The organism is Nodosilinea sp. LEGE 07088, assembly GCF_015207395.1.
Lineage (GTDB): Bacteria > Cyanobacteriota > Cyanobacteriia > Phormidesmidales > Phormidesmidaceae > Nodosilinea.
Genome location: NZ_JADEWX010000139.1, coordinates 1 through 16,620 on the forward strand (window position 1 = coordinate 1; position 16,620 = coordinate 16,620).

Sequence of the window (16,620 nt, forward strand, 5' to 3'; positions counted from 1 at the left end):
TGGAGATGTCGTGAGACCCACAGGTTGGACAGGTCATCTCAATGGCCATGGAGGCTACCCCCTCAGAATCTATAAATACGACAGCGTTGCCTTATTTTTTCTCCATCCTTTACGTTAGTCCACTACCCAAAAGACCAAGAAAATCGCTTGACTATAAAACGCCATTTGAAGTATTCTATTCAGATAAATCAGACGCTGATGCACTTCAGATTTGAATTGGCGAACCCATAAATAAAAATACAATTTTTGAAGGTGCTTAAAAAGTCGTCAAAATGGAAGGATTTACTCCAGCACCTTGTATATGTCAGAACAAAATTCTAGCTAAAATTGTTCGCCATGAACTCTCGAAAATGGGGCTCAGCTGATGTTTTGATGTTAGGGATGATCGTTTCACGACCTTTACCCTAAGATGACAATAGATAGCCCTAAGCGCGCTTTGGAGAGTGTGGTAGCTTGGGGCCGCTGTCTCGATTGAGACTGACTTCATTGAGACTGACTTCATTGAGACTGACTCGATTGAGACTTAAAGAGCAGCACATCAGTGCTAACCATCGGTTGAAAGCCAACCTCAAAAAATTCGACCCCCATGATGTATTGACTGACGAATCCTTCGCAAGGTTGTCATGCAGATTAAAACTATCTTTCAAGAAGCGATCGCGGATTCTGAGGATGTGCTCACCATCGCGATCATCACCCACGTTGCTAGCCACTGTATCCTGGCGCGGCAACTCATGGATGTGCTGGGTAAGCCCCCCATCCACAGCGATCTAGAAATCCTCGGCGGTGACGACACCTGGACGATCTGCTGGTCTCAGCCACAGATGACCCTAGAGGCCGCCACCGCGGCCATCAACCAAGCCCTTGCACCACCAGTCTTGTTACCCAGTATGCGGGAGACTTCAACGCCATGACTCTGACCCAGAAACCCCTGAGTCAGGCGTTGACAACCTGGCTGCAAGACAACGGGTATGCCTCTGAAGATCTCAACCAACCCGGGGAGAATGGTGACTCTGCCCTGATGAAACTCACCCGAGCGGGCCACCTGGTATGGATGCAGGAGCTCCTCTCGGCTGGGGTAGACGTTAACTGTCGCAATCGCGATGGCAACAACGCCCTCTGGTTTGCCTGCTTCGGCAACTTCGACCAGGCCATTGACCTCCTGGTGGAGGCAGGTATCGACATCGATAATCAAAACGACAATGGCGCGACGGCCCTGATGTATGCGGCCTCTGCCGGTAAAGTGGAGGTTTTGCAGCAGCTGTTAGACCACGGCGCCAATGCGGCCCTGCGCAATTTAGACGACTTTACCGCCCTCGACTTTGCCAGTACTCAAGCGGTCTGGAGACGGTTGAAGCATGGTGCCCAGTAAACTCAGGCTACGGACGGTCCATGGGCAAACCAACCACTCCTATGAGTCGGTCAAAATCAATCCTAACTATGTGGATGCTTCGACTCAGCCCTCGGCCTATAAAGCCTATCCCCTGTTTTATCGGCGCTACCCCCTAGACAAGGCAAACCAGACCCACGCCTTGATCGAGGCCACCAGCACCATCACCCTGGAACGGCAATATCGCCACTACACAGCGCAGCTGCGGGTCATTCCCTCTGCCGGTGGTCTGTACCCCACCGAACTCTATGTGCAGATCCGGGGGGTTGAAGGCATCATCAGTGGGTTGTACCACTACGAAGTGGCCCACAACCAACTCACCCTGATCTATGAACTGATCGACGATGGCCTGGAGGCCTATATCTGCCCTGGCTACACCATCGAGGGGCTAATTTTTTTGGTCAGCTGTGTTTACTTCCGCTCTAGCTGGAAGTATGAGGAACGCAGCCTCCGCTATGGCTTTCTGGATGGGGGGCACCATTTGGGGGCGATCGAAGCCGCCGCCTATGCCTTTAACCATTCGCTGGAGCTGGTGTTTGACTTTGACAAAACCAAACTCAATCAAGCGATGGGATTCGCCCATCAGGAATGGGCCCTGGGGGCCGCGATCGCGGGCAACGCCAGCCCCCATCCTCGCCGCGAATTTCGACTGCCCATTCCCTTCGTGTGTGGCACCGACTATTTCATCCCCAGTGGGTTTCTAGAGCAGGGATATGAGGCCACCCTGGCGCCCGCCAGCCCCCGTCAACCCCTCCAGACTCCAGCATGGACCTACGATCGCCCAGCATTATTAGACGCCATCTACCGGCGGCGATCCGCCCGCTATTTTCGCCAGGCAGCGATTTCTCTGGACGACTATCAGGCGGTTGTGTCTGCGATCGCTCAACCCATAGCAACCCACAGCCAGGAGGTGATCGAGATCTACGCCGTGGTCTTACGAGTGACGGGGCTGGCACCCGGCCTGTATCGCGGCGAGGAGTTGCTACAGGGCGGCGACTTCTCAGCCCAAGCGGCTTACCTCTGTGTGGATCAGCGCATCGCTGGGGATGGGGCGGTGACCTTCTTTTTGGCCGCGCACCCGCAGAATTATCAAACGGCTATGCAGGTGGCCGGGGTGCTGGGGCAGCGGCTCTACCTGGCCAGCACCTATGCTGCTATCACTTGCACGGGGATTGGGGCCTATTACGATGAGGAAACCCAGGCGTTTTTAGGCACCGAAAAAGACATCCTTTACGCGCTGGCGATCGGTCGATAGGCGCGGGCTGCGATCGGTAACCTCAGCATCAACCAGGCAATTACCTATGAGGTAATTGCGACATCCACTGGTGGTGTATTAGTTTCACAACATCGGCCATTCAACGCTCTTGAGCAGGCTTGGATGGCTGAAAACGATCGTGATAGGCACCCAAAAAACAGGGAAGTGGCTATATGAACAGAGAGTTTCTTGTGTCATGGCTCAAGCTTAGCTGCCTAGTCACGGGTATCACGGGGCTGGTTTCATTTGCAGCCAGCATGGAAGGGTCGAGTGGCCCATGGCTATGGCTTTTTGACCTGGTGAAATGGCCGTTGGATAGTGATCCGGCCGGGTTTAGCCATGAAACGATGTCAGTTAATGCTATTCTCGGCGGCGTCATGGTGGGGTGGGCGACGCTCATGTATTTTGTCGCGGCTGGACCCATTGCTCAGGGAAATCTACAACTTACCCGCCGGATGCTCATATCAATTGTTGCGTGGTTTTGTATAGATTCGACTGGCTCATATCTCTCTCGACTTCCAGGCAATATTGTCCTGAACGGGATCTTTCTGGTAATGCTCTCTATTCCATTGCTGGGCCTGGCGAAAGAAACAGAATCCAGTCAATAATAAACCCCCACACTATCTAGTTACACCCGATGCAGCGGTCAGTCCTGCTTAGGATTAACATCCTTCATCATAGGTGAACCGAAACGTGACAGACAACGACATGGAACCGATCCGACTTGACTCGACGGACCAGCAGGCGGTGGCAGCTTTGGTTAGGCAGGTTGGATGCCGCCATCACCTTGGCTAGACCCTAGATAGGGCCGCTAAATCACGACCTGCTAACCTTTTATTGGCGGGGATTCCAGCGCGATCGCTGTTCTTCGATGTGCATAGTGGCCTCATTCTTTTTTAGGTGCCGGGGGCTGCTCTCAAAGGACAGTGACGAGGGCAGTGCCTCTGGCCCATACTCATCTCGAATAAATGCCGCCACCTCGGTATAGGACGGCGAAAAGTCAGCGGCTTCCGTTTCTGCGGGCGCGGCGAGATAAGCCCTCAGTGCGGCCGAAAATAGCCCGGTACCATCGTCAAAAAAGCGCTCTGTGGTCGCCCCGTATTGGTCATAGGGGTAGAACGACAGATCCACCGGGGCCTGGGCCGCGACCCAAGACGAATAGATCCAGTATTCGCCAAAGGTACCGAACTCATTGGCAGACCGCATCATCAGCAACAGCCAGTGCTCCTCGCTCTGGTAGTGGTGGCTGAGCTGCTGCTTAAACGTATTTAAATGCTCCTGCTTGAACCACATATGGTGGGGGATAAACGTGCCCTCCGGGTCGGTGCAGGGTTCGACCCCCAGCACCGAGCGAATCCACTCAGCCCAGGTCGAGACAATAGTGGCATTGCCCCACTGGTTGTGCTGAAGCAGGGCGAACCGATGCTGGAGGCTAGACCCGTGCCCTTCCACCAGGGGCCAGGTGGCCACGGGCAGCAGGTCGCTGTCCCACACCACATACCAATCGCTGAGATCGGGAATGCCCTCCGCCGCGCCCAGCTTGAGCAATTGCTGATAAAACCAGCCTGGGGTATAGAGCGATTTCCCCAGGTCGAGCTCGGCGCAAATGGCGTCTTTGGTCAGACCGCTGCTTTGAAAAAAAGATTCTTCCCCGTGGGTGATCAGGTTCGCGACTTGCCAACCCTTAGCTTTTTCTTGCAGGGCCTGGGCCTCTAGCTCGGGGGCAATGATGTGAATGGCCCGAGGGGCGTAGTGGGTGGTAATGCCCTCTAGCACTGACTGGGTGTTCCAGCGACAGCGGTAGAGCGGAATGACCACATCAAACGATTCGTTTACCATGGCTTGAACAAAGGGTCTCTCTATACGGTTGATAGGGTTTGGGCTGGGTCTGCCTGGTAAGCAGAATCTAGCTCTACCGGAATGTGAGCCACCGTGGAGGGGGCCTCTAGCCCCACATCACTACAGAGGGGTTCGATGCCAATGCCCTGGCGGGGGTAGGTGACGCAAATGGCATGGTAGGCGGCGATCGCATCGTTGAGCTGATCCCGAGTCAGAGCATTGAGATACCCGCATTGCCCAATAGCGCCCTTGGGCAAGGGCACTACCAAATTGCCGCCCCGCTTCTGCACGATTTTCTCCTGGGCGGCCCAAAGGGTGTCTTGATTGAGCAAAACATCGTGCCAGAGGCTGAGGCCAAAGGAGTCGATCAGCCACAGAATGCGGTGAAACTCTGCGGCGCTAATCCAGCCCTGGCGATGGCTGAGGTAGGCCCCAAACCCCATGCCAATGGCGACCGCATGGCCGTGCAATAACCCGGCTTCAATCTCAAACCCCGGCGACCAGGTATGACCATAGGCGTGGGGGCGACACTGGTGGGTTTCATAGAGGTTGTCGTATTCGGCCTCTACGTAGCTGCGCATAGCCGCCCCCAAAATCTGCTGGGAAAGACCGCTAATGCTGTCGCTGGGTTGACAGTGGGTGGTGCCAAACCGAGACGTGATCAACTCAGGCCCTGCTTGCTCCAGATAGTTGAACAGCTCGGCATTTTTGACCACGGCCATTTTGATGATTTCGGCGATGCCGTGGCGCAGCCAGCCTTCCCGCAGGGTCTTAAAGAAGGAGCGATCGGTAATCGACAAAATCGGCGCGTGGTAGGCCCCAAAGAGATTTTTGTAGCCAAAGCCATCGCAGCAGGTACGCGGCGACGGCCCCGCATCAATGCCCGCCACCACGGAGGTCGACAGCATCACGTAGGGAGTGTTGCGGTGATACAGGGCGCAGGCCAGGCCACCGGTATCGGTCAGTACCCCGCCGCCAACAATCAGCACGGGTTCGTTACGGGCGACTCCGAGCTGCTTAAAGTCACCCAGCATGCGCTCGACGGTGTGGATGCCCTTATCCACCTCCATGGCCCGATAGACCAGCTTCTCTAGATGGATGCCGTGGTGCTTGAAGTAGTGTTCGATCTGTTCGCCGTAGAAGCTATCGACGTTTTGATCGACCAGGCAGACGCAGCGACCAAGCGGCAAGTAGGTATCTTTTAAGACCAACTGCTCAGGGTCGAGCACGTTCTCTAGCACTTTGATTGAGGTGAATGTGCTCGAACTCATCACCGCTTCGATGGTTTGATCGTCGGCGGTGCTGACCACATGGCCGTGGCTTTCGCGATAGCTGGAGGTCGGGTAGATGGCATGGGGGTTGGTCTCGACTAGACGCGAAGCCAGCTCCTGATAAAACGCCTGCTCTTGACTATCTAAAAGCCGTCTCAGCAACTTACAGCTGCCCAGGCTAGAGAGTTGTATGCGGCTGGCAAACGCCGACCAGTCAACTCCAGCGGCGAGGTCAAAGGCCGCGATTAGCTCGGCCAGCAGGGTAAAAAAACTCGCCAAGGACAAGTTTAGACAACTGCGCAATTGGCGACAGGCCGCCAGGCCCTCGATCGCACCTAGGGCAGCAAACTCTTGCCCCAGCTCTGGGGAGAAGACTGGGCAGTCAACGAAGGCAAGCAATAGGTCTTTGAAGGTTGGGTTGCGACAAATAGCTTCAACGGCATGGTCTAAATCTGGGTAAGCCAAAAGCTGGCTGTCGTAGGTACCGATAAAAGCCGCCACCACCGAGGTCGTTTTCGTCATTATTGAGTTCCCGCAAAAGACGTGAGTGCAATCTCAGCCAGGGTGTTAGAGCTAGAGGAAAAGCGCTGAGAGAGAACCCTCTGCCCAACCTGATGAGCTGACAGAGTTGGCCTGTGCCCTGAAATCGAAGTTTTCAAGCGGGCACAGCCAAATTAAGTACCTTAATGGTAGGAAGGCTAGGTCTTCCTACTAAGGCAATAGTTTTCATTGATTTTTGCGCTTTTCCTGAGTGAAACCCCTTCGTTAGGTAACTTAACATGGGTGTCAAGAAAAATCAGTGCGAGGATATCTGCCGTGGGCCAAGCCAAGCCAGGTTGAGCGAAACATTGGTTCAATGACCCAGAAAACTGGTAAACCCAGGGTTGAGGGCTTACTTTAGCCCGCTCAATGGCTGAGTGGAGGGTGAAATTGCCAAATTGCTCTGCCAGTTTAGCGATCGCAGGGCTGCAATAGGGCGAATGGCATTCGCCCCTGCGGGTTGGGCGCTATGAAATCGAGGTATATGGTTTGGATTGGGTAAGAGACGATTGGCCCCCGGCTCTCTTGCCGTACCCATTTCCTGGGGGTGGCGCTTGTCATGGAACAGAATGTATCAGCGGATTTATTCAAATTTTTAGTGCATTGCAGAGCTTTCTGGCAACCGCTCAACACGATCGTTAGGCCTCACGAGGAAACATCATGCAGACGCCACGATTCAGCCTCGAAGACAAGACTTGGTGGAAGGCTAGCGTGAAGCTCTCGTCTTGGGCAGGGTTCCAGGCAAGAGGCGGTGCATATGGCTCGAGCAGTTCCGCTCAACCCAGTAGTGGGGTGGTGCAAGTGTGCTTTGCTCCTGAAGGTCGAGGGTCTGAGCCACTCGCGGAAGGCGAACTGAGTTCGATCAATTGGTTCTTCGCGAATGAACCAGAAGTGTCTGCAGCAGTGCAACAAACCATCCTTGATGCATACCCCGAGATACAAGAACAGTTCGGGTTCGAGACGGACGACGGAACAGAAATGCAGAACGCGAATTCAATCGAAGATCTGAAGGGTTTGGTGGGCTTGCATTCGGTGAACATCCACCAGATCAGTCGCAACGGCATTCCGTACATCGGCTTTGAGCTTGGCTGTGACTGGGACGGTGAGCACGGCCTTGGTGTTCTCATGCACGGAACACGCATGGTTGAAGTAGGTGGCGCTGATACTGCCATTCTTCTATGGATGGCTCGGCAGCACGCAGAAGAGTCGGAGGGGCAGCCGTGAGGCCTAACCCCTCCATCGAGCGGACGTCAAAAAGGCTGCGCCTTTTTGACGCCGCTCATGTCGAACGTTAGCCGCGCGACTCGAAGTCGTTCGGGGGAGTTGGAAAGGGCTCCAAAATCCTTTCCCTGCTAGTGTTTAAGCAGATGTCCGCCTTGGAATGTTCAACCAGTAATGGGAGGGCAGCATCAGCAGACAAGGTTAACTGTCGAAGCACCTTCAGAGCCCAATTGAGGGTGCAGGCTAGGGCAAGGTTGCTAGGGATAATGCCAAAGAATCCTTGATGAGGCTTCGTTAATTTAGGTGCTCGAAAGGGCTGACACGAGCATGTTGGGGCAGATGGGAATCGGCAGCGGCTAAATGTCGATTGAGAACACCCCGCCCCCGGAGTAAAGAGGAGTCCTACGGCAACCACATCTCCACCCCGTGCGGAACGAGGCAACTCCGATAGAGTCCTGGACATGCCGTCATGGTCAGGTAAACCGAAGGTAACTGAGGTAGAACCCTCTAGCGGGCACAGGATGTCCCAAGACGCGTTCGCGAAGCGTGGGCGAAGCCCTTACGCCGTCCGCCGAAAGGTAACCGGAATCCATAACGGGGCAGATAGGGCACAGGCCCAACCCGAAAGGGTGCAGACGTGGGACAGGTAATAGCTTGAATGCAGGTGAGATGAGACTCAACTGGCGGGAAAAGTTAGGTACAGGCTTCGGTCTGTAAACGTAACCGTCAGGACAATTCGCAAGGGTTGTTAAGAATCGGAGACACTGAATCTCAAGACGTTGCTTGAGCCGTATACAGTGAAAGTTGTATGCACGGTTCTGAGGGGAGGGAGGGGGCTATATTTAAAACCTCCTCCTTTACCCGACCGCTAGATTCTTGGTTGGAATGCAGTTGGAAGGATACTCTTTGGATGTGCTTGCTAAACAACCGAAAATCTGAGGATAGGGCGTAGTAGTTAGGAGAGTAATATAAAGAACGTTACATTCAATGTGGATTTGGATCGAGGCATAAATGAGTACCACAGATTTGTTTGTCGAATTGATAATTATTGGAATGGGTTCTGCTATTTGGATATTCTTCCTGGCTACTAGTATTTTTGGCTTTTCCTGGGTTGATTCTAATAAACTCCTTTCCTTACCTGCCTTAATTCCCTTTCTTTCACTTACATATGTTGTTGGCATAGTAGTTGATCGCATTTCTGATACTCTTTTCGAGTGGCTATGGGCAAAAGAAATGTTCAGAAAATACTACGAAAATAAAGATGATTTTCATGATGATAGGCGTATTATCTATATCCATGAAGGACGTTTAGCTAGCTTACTGGAATATGGACGAAGTAGGCTTAGGATTTGTCGTGGGTGGGTACTCAATTCAGCTCTAACATTTCTTACTCTTAATCTTTTTGCATGGACCAAGATTCCAGATTTCCCTCTAAAAATTCAAGTCTCTATATTTGGCAGCCTCTTCTGCATCTTCTTAAGCTATGGAACTTGGTTTTCATGGTACAAGCTCACTCTCAACGATTTTCGACGAGTTAAAGAGCAAGCAAATTTCTTGAAACAGTTTCAATCTCAGTTAAAAAAGGAGATCGAGTGATACAGAAAAAATGTTAATCTACGGATAACTGCGGCTGTCTAACAAAGCCCATGCACACTGACCGCCGAGAATTGATCGATTAGAGTTCGAGGTTATCTGCGGCAGGTGATGGGTACCGTTATGCCACTACCCGCCACCTGTATCAGAACGCCAACACGCATCAGTTGCAAACATGAACTACAAACCTGATGGATACCCCAGTGTCTCACCGTACCTGATCGTGTCTGGTGCAAGCGAAACGATCCAATTCCTGGCGCAAGCGTTTGGGGCCAAAGAAATCTGCCGATTCCCCGACGATACTGGCAAACTCATGCACTCCGAGGTTCGCCTTGACGACGGCGTCATCATGATTGCGGATTGTGCGCCGGACTGGCCCCCTGTGCCTTCATACGTCCACATTTACGTTGATGATGTCGATGCCGCGTAAGTAGCTGGGCCTAATTAAACTCAAGATGCTGGTGGGGGTGGAGGGGGTGAAACCCCCTGCCTGGGGGCGCAGCCCCCAAACCCTTTCTTACAATTAATTAGGCTTACCTACTTACAAACGCGCGCTCGAGGCTGGTGCTGAGTCTGTCCAAGAACCAGTCAAAAAAGACGATGATGACAAACGCGGAGGCGTAAAGGATGCTGGCGGTACGACATGGTGGATCGCAACGAAGGTGACATGATTACAATCGTTGCGCGGTCAATCTTCACTCGGATACAATAGCGGGTAACGTCAATCCATCTGCACGTGGGGATGATTTCAGAAGCAAAACGGAAAACGCTGCCCGCGATTTCAGTATGAGGTTGAGCATAATGAATTGGTATTAGGCATGACATAAGAACCAAACTGTCGCTGCCTGATGAGAGCCTGGTTATAGCAGAGGAAAAATTCTGGTCGTTAATGAACTGACGCCACAAACTGTTTTATTGACGAGAGTTGATAGCTCTCGTCAATAAAGCAGAAATGATATTCGATGCCGCCGCGATCGCACCAGAGCCGTCGCCCAGAACATGTCGAGAGATGCCCATTGACTTTGGAATGGGGTAGTTAAGCGTGCATAAAGATTAGAGCGTTCCCGAATCAGGGGAGCAATAATGGGCTCAGCAATGAAGGAGTCTCAAGCATGCGGGAGCGATTCAAGCGGTGGCAGCCGAAAATAAGGATCAACAAGTGGTGGGTGATGGGAGCGATCGCTACTCCAGTCTTTTTCTGGATGGTGTGGTGGCTTTGGTTACTCCCCAATCGCAGCCTTCAGCCAGATGACGGTCGCCTAGCCCCTAACGAGAGAGCAACCCTTGCTCACCAACATCGTGAAACCCTCGTCAGCGATCTTGGGACGATCGCGGCGGTTGTCGGTGGAGTCTTCCTGTTACTCAATTTCCGCACTGCCAAAAGAAATGAAACCGCAGATTTCAGCGGGGCCGACTTCAGCGGGGCCGACCTCAACGGGGCCAACCTCAACGGGGCTGACCTCAACAGTGCTGACTTCTGCGAGGCCAACCTCAGCGAGGCCAACCTCAGCGGCGCCGACCTCAGCGGCGCCAGCCTCAACGGCGCCAACCTCAGCGGCGCCAACCTCAGCGGCGCCAGCCTCAGCGGCGCCAACCTCAAATGTGCCAACCTCAACGGGGCCGACCTCAACGGTGCTGAGCTCAGATATGCCAACCTCAGCGGGGCCGACCTCAGATATGCCAACCTCAGCAGGGCCGGCCTCAAATGTGCCAACCTCAGCGGCGCCGACCTCAACTGTGCCTTAATCAGCAATGCCAACCTCAGCAATGCCAACCTCAGCGGTGCTTTGCTATTTTTTATCAATTCACGAGAAGTTCTAAATCTTGAACCGCTTCAACTAAAGGCGAAACCTTCGCCTTTTTTATGTAATGTTGCCCTGCCTGCCTATTCCCAACAACCAAATGTGAATCCCAATCGCGACTGCGATCGCATTCCCCAACTTTTGAGCGCCCGCTATGATATTTCACTCGAAGAGGCTCAGGGGATAGTCGATGAAGCTCGACAACACCGATGGGACTAGCCAATTTTGTTTGAGTCGTTTTGACGATCATCTGGCACATGAGTTGTCGGCATCACACGTGTCGTTAGCCAGAATGGAAGCGCTCATTTTTTCACAGAGATTTCGCTGATGTCCCGCTTCCTCATATCGGCTCTGCCCGCTGCTCTGGTGGTGTTTCGCTTTATGGCTGGCCCTTACCTGCTGCTCGATGCCTGGAATGGTCATTCCAGCTCCGGGTTTGTGCCGGTGTTTGTCTTAGCGGTGCTGTCCGATATTTTTGATGGCATCATTGCCCGGCGGCTGAATGTAGTCAGTTCCTTTTTGCGGGAAGCCGACAGCCGGGCTGACCTGTGCCTGTACCTGTGCGTTTTGGCCAGCATCTGGCAGGTGTTTCCCGATGTGGTCGGGGGTTTTGCCCTCCCCCTAGGGATTACAGCCCTGGCTCAAGGGCTGCAGTGGGGGGCTTCCCTGATCAAGTATGGTCGATTGGCCAGCTACCATAGCTATTCGGCCAAAATATGGGGGCTTTCTCTGGCGGTGGCGACAATAGCCTTATTTGGCTTTGGCTATGCTGGGGTTACCTTCTGGGCCACTCTGGTGATTGGCACCCTGCATAATCTAGAAGAGGTCGCCATGACGCTGATTCTGCCCCGGTGGACCTTCGATGTCGTGACTATCCAGAAGGCGCTGCAAATTCGGGCTAGCAGTTTGGCTACCCGTACCGCCGGAGCGATACCCTGAGCCATTCTTGCCGATAGAATAGGGGCATTGGCGCGGGTCAGCAGCGGTGCTTGGCTTTTTCGCGGCACTCGCATTGCCGTATCTGCTCTATTTGAGAACCTAGAGGACGGCAGCAATGCTGAAGAGTTTGTTCAGTGATTTCCTGGTGTAGCCATTCAACAGGTACGGGCAGTTCTTGAGCACGTAGATTGTCGTGTTGAATACGACAAGTTGGCCACGCATTAGGCAACCTACAGCCTTAGAGTATTCCACCTAAAAAAACATCCCGATCAGGAACGTGAACTCGGCCCCCTGGGCCGGTCGCGGAAAGACAGTCGCGGAGAGACACCGGCTAGGTATTTAGTTGGAACACTCTTAGTTGAATCAACAGTCAGTAGTGCGATCGCTGGGCAGGTAAGTTTCGTCCAGGCGCCGTGACGTGCAGCATACCCTGTAGCCACCCCGCTATGCTTAGAAGAGCAGCAATCTTTTTAACCGATCTCTGCCATGGTACAGTCCCCGCCCAAGCCAATCACCCTGGAAGAGTTTCTGGATCTACCAGAAACCAAGCCTGCCAGCGAGTACATTGACGGGCAAATCATTCCAAAACCCATGCCTCAAGGGAAGCACAGCACCATTCAGACTGGCCCAGCCTTTGCCAATGGGTTTAGCCTTACAGTAGGCTCTATTTTTGGCTGGCTGCTCGAATAGCCCCCCCTGATCCTCCCAGTAAGGGACTGCCTGGTAAGAGCTTACCCCTTCTTCCCCACCTCCCCTATCCTCTCCATCTCCTCACCTCCCTCCCCATGCTCGACCCCCGCATTCCCACTGGCCCGCTGAACCAAAAATGGAGCGATTTCAAAGACCATTGCCGTCTGGTGAGCCCTAAAAATAAGGCTAAGCACACCATTCTGGTGGTCGGCACCGGGCTGGCCGGGGCCTCGGCGGCGGCGACCCTGGCGGAGCTGGGCTATAACGTCAAAAGCTTCTGCATTCAAGACTCGCCGCGCCGCGCCCACAGCATTGCCGCCCAGGGAGGCATCAACGCCACCAAAAACTACCCCAACGATGGCGACAGCGTGTGGCGGCTGTTCTACGACACCATCAAGGGCGGCGACTACCGCTCCCGCGAGGCCAATGTGCACCGTCTGGCGGAGATCAGCAGCGGCATTATCGACCAGTGCGTAGCCCAGGGTGTGCCCTTTGCCCGAGAATATGGGGGACTGCTCGACAACCGCTCCTTTGGCGGGGCGCAGGTGTCGCGCACCTTCTACGCCAGGGGGCAGACCGGGCAGCAGCTTCTGCTCGGGGCCTACAGCGCCATGATGCGCATGGTGCAGCTGGGCAAGATCGAGGTCTATTCTCGCCGCGAAATGCTGGAATTAGTCGTGGTGGATGACAAAGCGCGGGGCATTGTGGTGCGCAACCTGGTGACGGGGGAACTGGAACGCTACGCCGGAGATGCGGTGCTGCTGTGCACAGGGGGCTACGGCAACGTGTATTACCTGTCTACGAATGCAAAGAACTCAAACGTGACGGCGGCCTGGCGCTGCCACAAGCGGGGGGCCTACTTTGCTAACCCCTGCTACACGCAGATTCACCCCACCTGCATTCCGGTGTCGGGCGACTACCAATCTAAACTCACCCTGATGAGCGAGGGCCTGCGCAACGACGGGCGGGTATGGGTGCCGCGGGCGGCGGGCGATACCCGACGCCCCGACGACATTCCCGAGAACGAGCGCGACTATTACTTAGAGACCCGCTACCCCGCCTTTGGCAACCTGGTGCCGAGGGATGTGGCCTCGCGCAATGCCAAGGCCATGACCGATGAGGGGCGCGGCGTGGGGGAAACGGGGCTGGCGGTGTACCTGGATTTTCGAGATGCGATCGCCCAGCAAGGCCGCGACACCATTGCCGCCCGCTACGGCAACCTGTTTGACATGTACCAGCGCATCTCGGGCGAAAACCCCTACGAAACCCCCATGCGCATCTACCCCGCCGTCCACTACACCATGGGCGGCCTGTGGGTTGACTACCACCTGATGAGCACGATTCCGGGGCTGTTTGTGCTGGGTGAGGCGAATTTCTCGGACCACGGGGCCAATCGACTGGGGGCCAGCGCCCTGATGCAGGGCTTAGCGGATGGCTACTTCGTGATTCCCTACACCCTGGGAGACTACATTGCGGGGCAGTCGTTCCCGGCTGTGACTATCGACGACGACGCCTTTGGGGACGCCGAAGCCAGCGCCAAGGCCCGCATTACTAAGCTGCTGAGCATTCAGGGCGACAAGACCGTGATGGAGTTTCACCGCGAGCTGGGCCGCATTGTGTGGGACAACGTGGGCATGTCGCGGAACCGGGAGGGGCTGGAGAGTGCGATCGCCCAAATCCAAGACCTGCGTACTGAATTCTGGCAAAACCTCAAAATCCCCGGCGAGGCCAACACCCTGAACAAAAACCTGGAGTTTGCCGGGCGCGTCGCTGACTTTATCGACCTGGCGGAGCTGATGGCTCGCGACGCCCTACAGCGCGAAGAATCCTGTGGTGGCCACTTCCGCGAAGAGTACCAGACCCCCGACGGCGAGGCCAAGCGCGACGACGAGCACTACGCCTTTGTGGCGGCATGGGAGTATACGGGGGAAGGAAGAATGCCCCAGCTGCACCGCGAAAATCTCGATTTTGAGAATGTGCAGCTCACCCAGCGCAGCTATAAGTAAAATCTAAACTTAAAAAGAGATAAATGACAAAAATAAAAATATGCAATAAACGTTTTGATCGAATCTTGGCCTATGAGTCTTGAGAGTATGATAAATGATAAACAGCCTTGAACTCAAAAACTTTGGACCAATACAAGAGCTTAATTGTAAAAAATTAGGCAACATAAATCTGATTATTGGCAAGAATGGGGCAGGGAAAACCATTCTTCTCAAGGCTCTTTACAGCGCAATGAAAACCTTGGAGAATTATAAGCGTGGCAATGAACCTCGTAATGCAAGAGAAATCCTTGCTGACAAGCTTTACTGGACTTTCGAGACAGAGAAAATTGGTGATCTTGTCACTAAGGGATCAGATGATCCTCTTTCCTTCAGGCTTGAACTCAATAACTTAGATTTTTGTTATGATTTTGGGAAAGACACGACAAAAGCCATACAAACCCTAGAGAATCATGTTTCTCCTAGGGAGAGTAATTCAATTTTTTTCCCAACAAAAGAAGTTCTTTCCTTATACAATGTAATTTTAGGATCTCGTGAACTAGATAAAAAATTTGGTTTTGACGACACATACTTAGACTTAGCAAGAGCTTTACGTCAACCTCCTCAGCAAGGGAATAATTATCGAGAATTTGCTGCTTCTCGGAAGAGTTTGCATGAGATTTTGGATGGCAAAGTTGAATATGACGAAAAGACAAGTCGTTGGCAATTCAAAAAAGGTAACCAAAAATTCTCAATTGGTGTAACAGCAGAAGGAATCAAAAAAATCTCTATCCTTGATACCCTTTTAGGGAATAGATATTTAGATCCAAAATCAATAATCTTTATCGATGAGCCAGAGTCAGCCCTACATCCAGTCGCTATATCGAAATTCCTGGATATTATAAGCTTATTGGCTCAATGTGGCATCCAGTTTTTTATGGCAAGTCATTCTTATTTCGTTGTTAAGAAGCTTTTTCTCATCTCTCAAAAAGAAAATCCACTCTCTGTCGTAATACTTTCTTCGGATAATGGATCTTGGAATGTAGATAATCTGAGAGAGGGCATGCCAGACAATCCTATTATTGACGAATCAATCAGACTATATAAGGAAGAAGTGAGGCTCGCATTAGAATGACGACCGAGCCAATTCTTGAATCTGGAATATCATTTGGTCCTTATCCATCTGGTCACTGCTTTTATATTGAAAAAAGTAAAACTTATTTGGCTATTCAAGATGGAGTCAAGATCGCAGAGTTCTTGATTTTGACCTTAAATAACAGACCTAGAATATGGATCATTGAAGCAAAATCCAGTTCTCCACGCCCTGAAACAGTTCCAAGCTTTGATGAATTCCTTCAGGAAATTGCAGATAAACTTTCTAATTCACTCAATCTTTACGTAGCAGTTTATTTAAAACGACATCCTTCAACATGTAGTGAACTCCCAATTCCTTTTCAACTACTAGATCTTGATCAAATTGAATTTCGTTTAATACTAATCATAAAAAACCATCAAGTGAGTTGGTTGCCCCCGCTGCAAGATGAACTTAAGAAAAAGCTCAAAGTGACACTAAAAATCTGGGACTTAGCACCCACTTCTGTTTTAGTATTAAATGAGGATTTGGCAAAGGAAAGTCAGATTTTAGCATTCGATAATAAATAGCTTTCTTGCTATTCGGAATTGGAAATGTCAAATATCTGCTGCACTTTTATATTAAGTGCGCCTAGTTGGAGGGAGTTAAGGATATCTTCACCTCTAAACGTAACCGCTTCGCCATACACCCCATCCCTCAGCTCTAAGTAGCTGGGCCTAATTAAACTCAAGATGCTGGTGGGGGTGGAGGGGGTGAAACCCCCTGCCTGGGGGCGCAGCCCCCAAACCCTTTCTTACAATTAATTAGGCTTACCTACTTAGAACCAGAACCGCAGCCTCCTGCGGATCGACAATCCAGTAAGCTGTTACGCATCTAAATTGCATTAATCGAATTTCCCTTATTTTTCACCTTGCGATGCCAATTTATAACTAAATCCCCCTCATTGAGAAGTTTGTTGATAAGGGCTTCAAGATCTTCAATCGACTTAAATAAACGATTTGAAATGAA

The 16,620-nt window shown here is 52.3% G+C and carries 15 protein-coding genes and 3 pseudogenes; 15 read left to right on the forward strand and 3 right to left on the reverse strand.

Features of this window, described 5'->3' with window-relative positions; all coding sequences use genetic code 11:
- Positions 1-623: 623 nt before the first annotated feature.
- The 4 genes from IQ254_RS23065 (at position 624) to IQ254_RS23080 (ending at position 3,250) form a co-directional block, all read left to right on the forward strand.
- A complete protein-coding gene (locus IQ254_RS23065; protein ID WP_193968503.1) occupies positions 624-911 on the forward strand; it encodes a hypothetical protein in 288 nt (95 codons plus the stop codon).
- The gene (locus tag IQ254_RS23070; protein WP_193968504.1) at positions 908-1,369 is read left to right on the forward strand and encodes an ankyrin repeat domain-containing protein; all 462 of its coding nucleotides are present in this window, start codon (positions 908-910) and stop codon (positions 1,367-1,369) included. Before IQ254_RS23065 ends, IQ254_RS23070 begins: the two co-directional genes overlap by 4 nt.
- On the forward strand, positions 1,356-2,642 hold the full coding sequence (locus IQ254_RS23075) for a SagB family peptide dehydrogenase (RefSeq protein WP_193968505.1): 1,287 nt from the start codon (positions 1,356-1,358) through the stop codon (positions 2,640-2,642). The genes IQ254_RS23070 and IQ254_RS23075 overlap by 14 nt, the downstream gene beginning before the upstream one ends.
- A 173-nt stretch (positions 2,643-2,815) precedes the next feature.
- Positions 2,816-3,250, forward strand: coding sequence for a hypothetical protein (locus tag IQ254_RS23080; RefSeq protein WP_193968506.1), 435 nt, complete (start codon positions 2,816-2,818; stop codon positions 3,248-3,250).
- Positions 3,251-3,476: 226 nt separating this feature from the next.
- Here the strand turns inward: IQ254_RS23080 and IQ254_RS23085 are convergent, their stop codons facing one another.
- Positions 3,477-4,481, reverse strand: coding sequence for a DUF6492 family protein (locus tag IQ254_RS23085; protein WP_193968507.1), 1,005 nt, complete (start codon positions 4,479-4,481; stop codon positions 3,477-3,479).
- A 20-nt stretch (positions 4,482-4,501) separates the two neighbouring features.
- Positions 4,502-6,274: a sedoheptulose 7-phosphate cyclase gene (locus IQ254_RS23090; protein ID WP_193968508.1), complete on the reverse strand. Its 1,773-nt coding sequence runs from the start codon at positions 6,272-6,274 to the stop codon at positions 4,502-4,504.
- Between the two features lie 678 nt (positions 6,275-6,952).
- On the opposite strand from IQ254_RS23090, the gene IQ254_RS23095 reads away from it, so the two are divergent.
- From IQ254_RS23095 to IQ254_RS23140, 11 genes and pseudogenes are all read left to right on the forward strand, one after another.
- On the forward strand, positions 6,953-7,516 hold the full coding sequence (locus IQ254_RS23095; RefSeq protein ID WP_193968509.1) for a hypothetical protein: 564 nt from the start codon (positions 6,953-6,955) through the stop codon (positions 7,514-7,516).
- 1,008 nt (positions 7,517-8,524) lie between these two features.
- Positions 8,525-9,109, forward strand: coding sequence for a hypothetical protein (locus IQ254_RS23100; protein ID WP_193968510.1), 585 nt, complete (start codon positions 8,525-8,527; stop codon positions 9,107-9,109).
- Positions 9,110-9,281: 172 nt separating this feature from the next.
- On the forward strand, positions 9,282-9,536 hold the full coding sequence (locus tag IQ254_RS23105) for a VOC family protein (protein WP_193968511.1): 255 nt from the start codon (positions 9,282-9,284) through the stop codon (positions 9,534-9,536).
- Between the two features lie 109 nt (positions 9,537-9,645).
- A pseudogene (locus IQ254_RS33840) lies at positions 9,646-9,777 on the forward strand (VOC family protein); the annotation flags it as partial.
- Between the two features lie 441 nt (positions 9,778-10,218).
- Positions 10,219-11,127: a pentapeptide repeat-containing protein gene (locus IQ254_RS23110; protein ID WP_193968512.1), complete on the forward strand. Its 909-nt coding sequence runs from the start codon at positions 10,219-10,221 to the stop codon at positions 11,125-11,127.
- Between the two features lie 108 nt (positions 11,128-11,235).
- Positions 11,236-11,847, forward strand: a complete 612-nt coding sequence (locus tag IQ254_RS23115) for a CDP-alcohol phosphatidyltransferase family protein (protein WP_193968513.1) — start codon at positions 11,236-11,238, stop codon at positions 11,845-11,847.
- A 27-nt stretch (positions 11,848-11,874) separates the two neighbouring features.
- Positions 11,875-11,985, forward strand: a complete 111-nt coding sequence (locus IQ254_RS33845; protein WP_228041016.1) for a DUF433 domain-containing protein — start codon at positions 11,875-11,877, stop codon at positions 11,983-11,985.
- Positions 11,986-12,333: 348 nt separating this feature from the next.
- Positions 12,334-12,471 (forward strand): annotated as a pseudogene (locus IQ254_RS23125) (Uma2 family endonuclease); the annotation flags it as partial.
- Between the two features lie 161 nt (positions 12,472-12,632).
- Positions 12,633-14,543, forward strand: a complete 1,911-nt coding sequence (locus IQ254_RS23130) for a fumarate reductase/succinate dehydrogenase flavoprotein subunit (protein ID WP_193968514.1) — start codon at positions 12,633-12,635, stop codon at positions 14,541-14,543.
- Between the two features lie 94 nt (positions 14,544-14,637).
- Positions 14,638-15,654, forward strand: coding sequence for an ATP-binding protein (locus tag IQ254_RS23135; protein ID WP_193968515.1), 1,017 nt, complete (start codon positions 14,638-14,640; stop codon positions 15,652-15,654).
- Positions 15,651-16,181, forward strand: a complete 531-nt coding sequence (locus tag IQ254_RS23140; protein WP_193968516.1) for a hypothetical protein — start codon at positions 15,651-15,653, stop codon at positions 16,179-16,181. Before IQ254_RS23135 ends, IQ254_RS23140 begins: the two co-directional genes overlap by 4 nt.
- A gap of 304 nt (positions 16,182-16,485) precedes the next feature.
- On the opposite strand, the pseudogene IQ254_RS33850 reads toward IQ254_RS23140, so the two are convergent.
- Positions 16,486-16,620, reverse strand: a pseudogene (locus IQ254_RS33850) (IS630 family transposase); the annotation flags it as partial.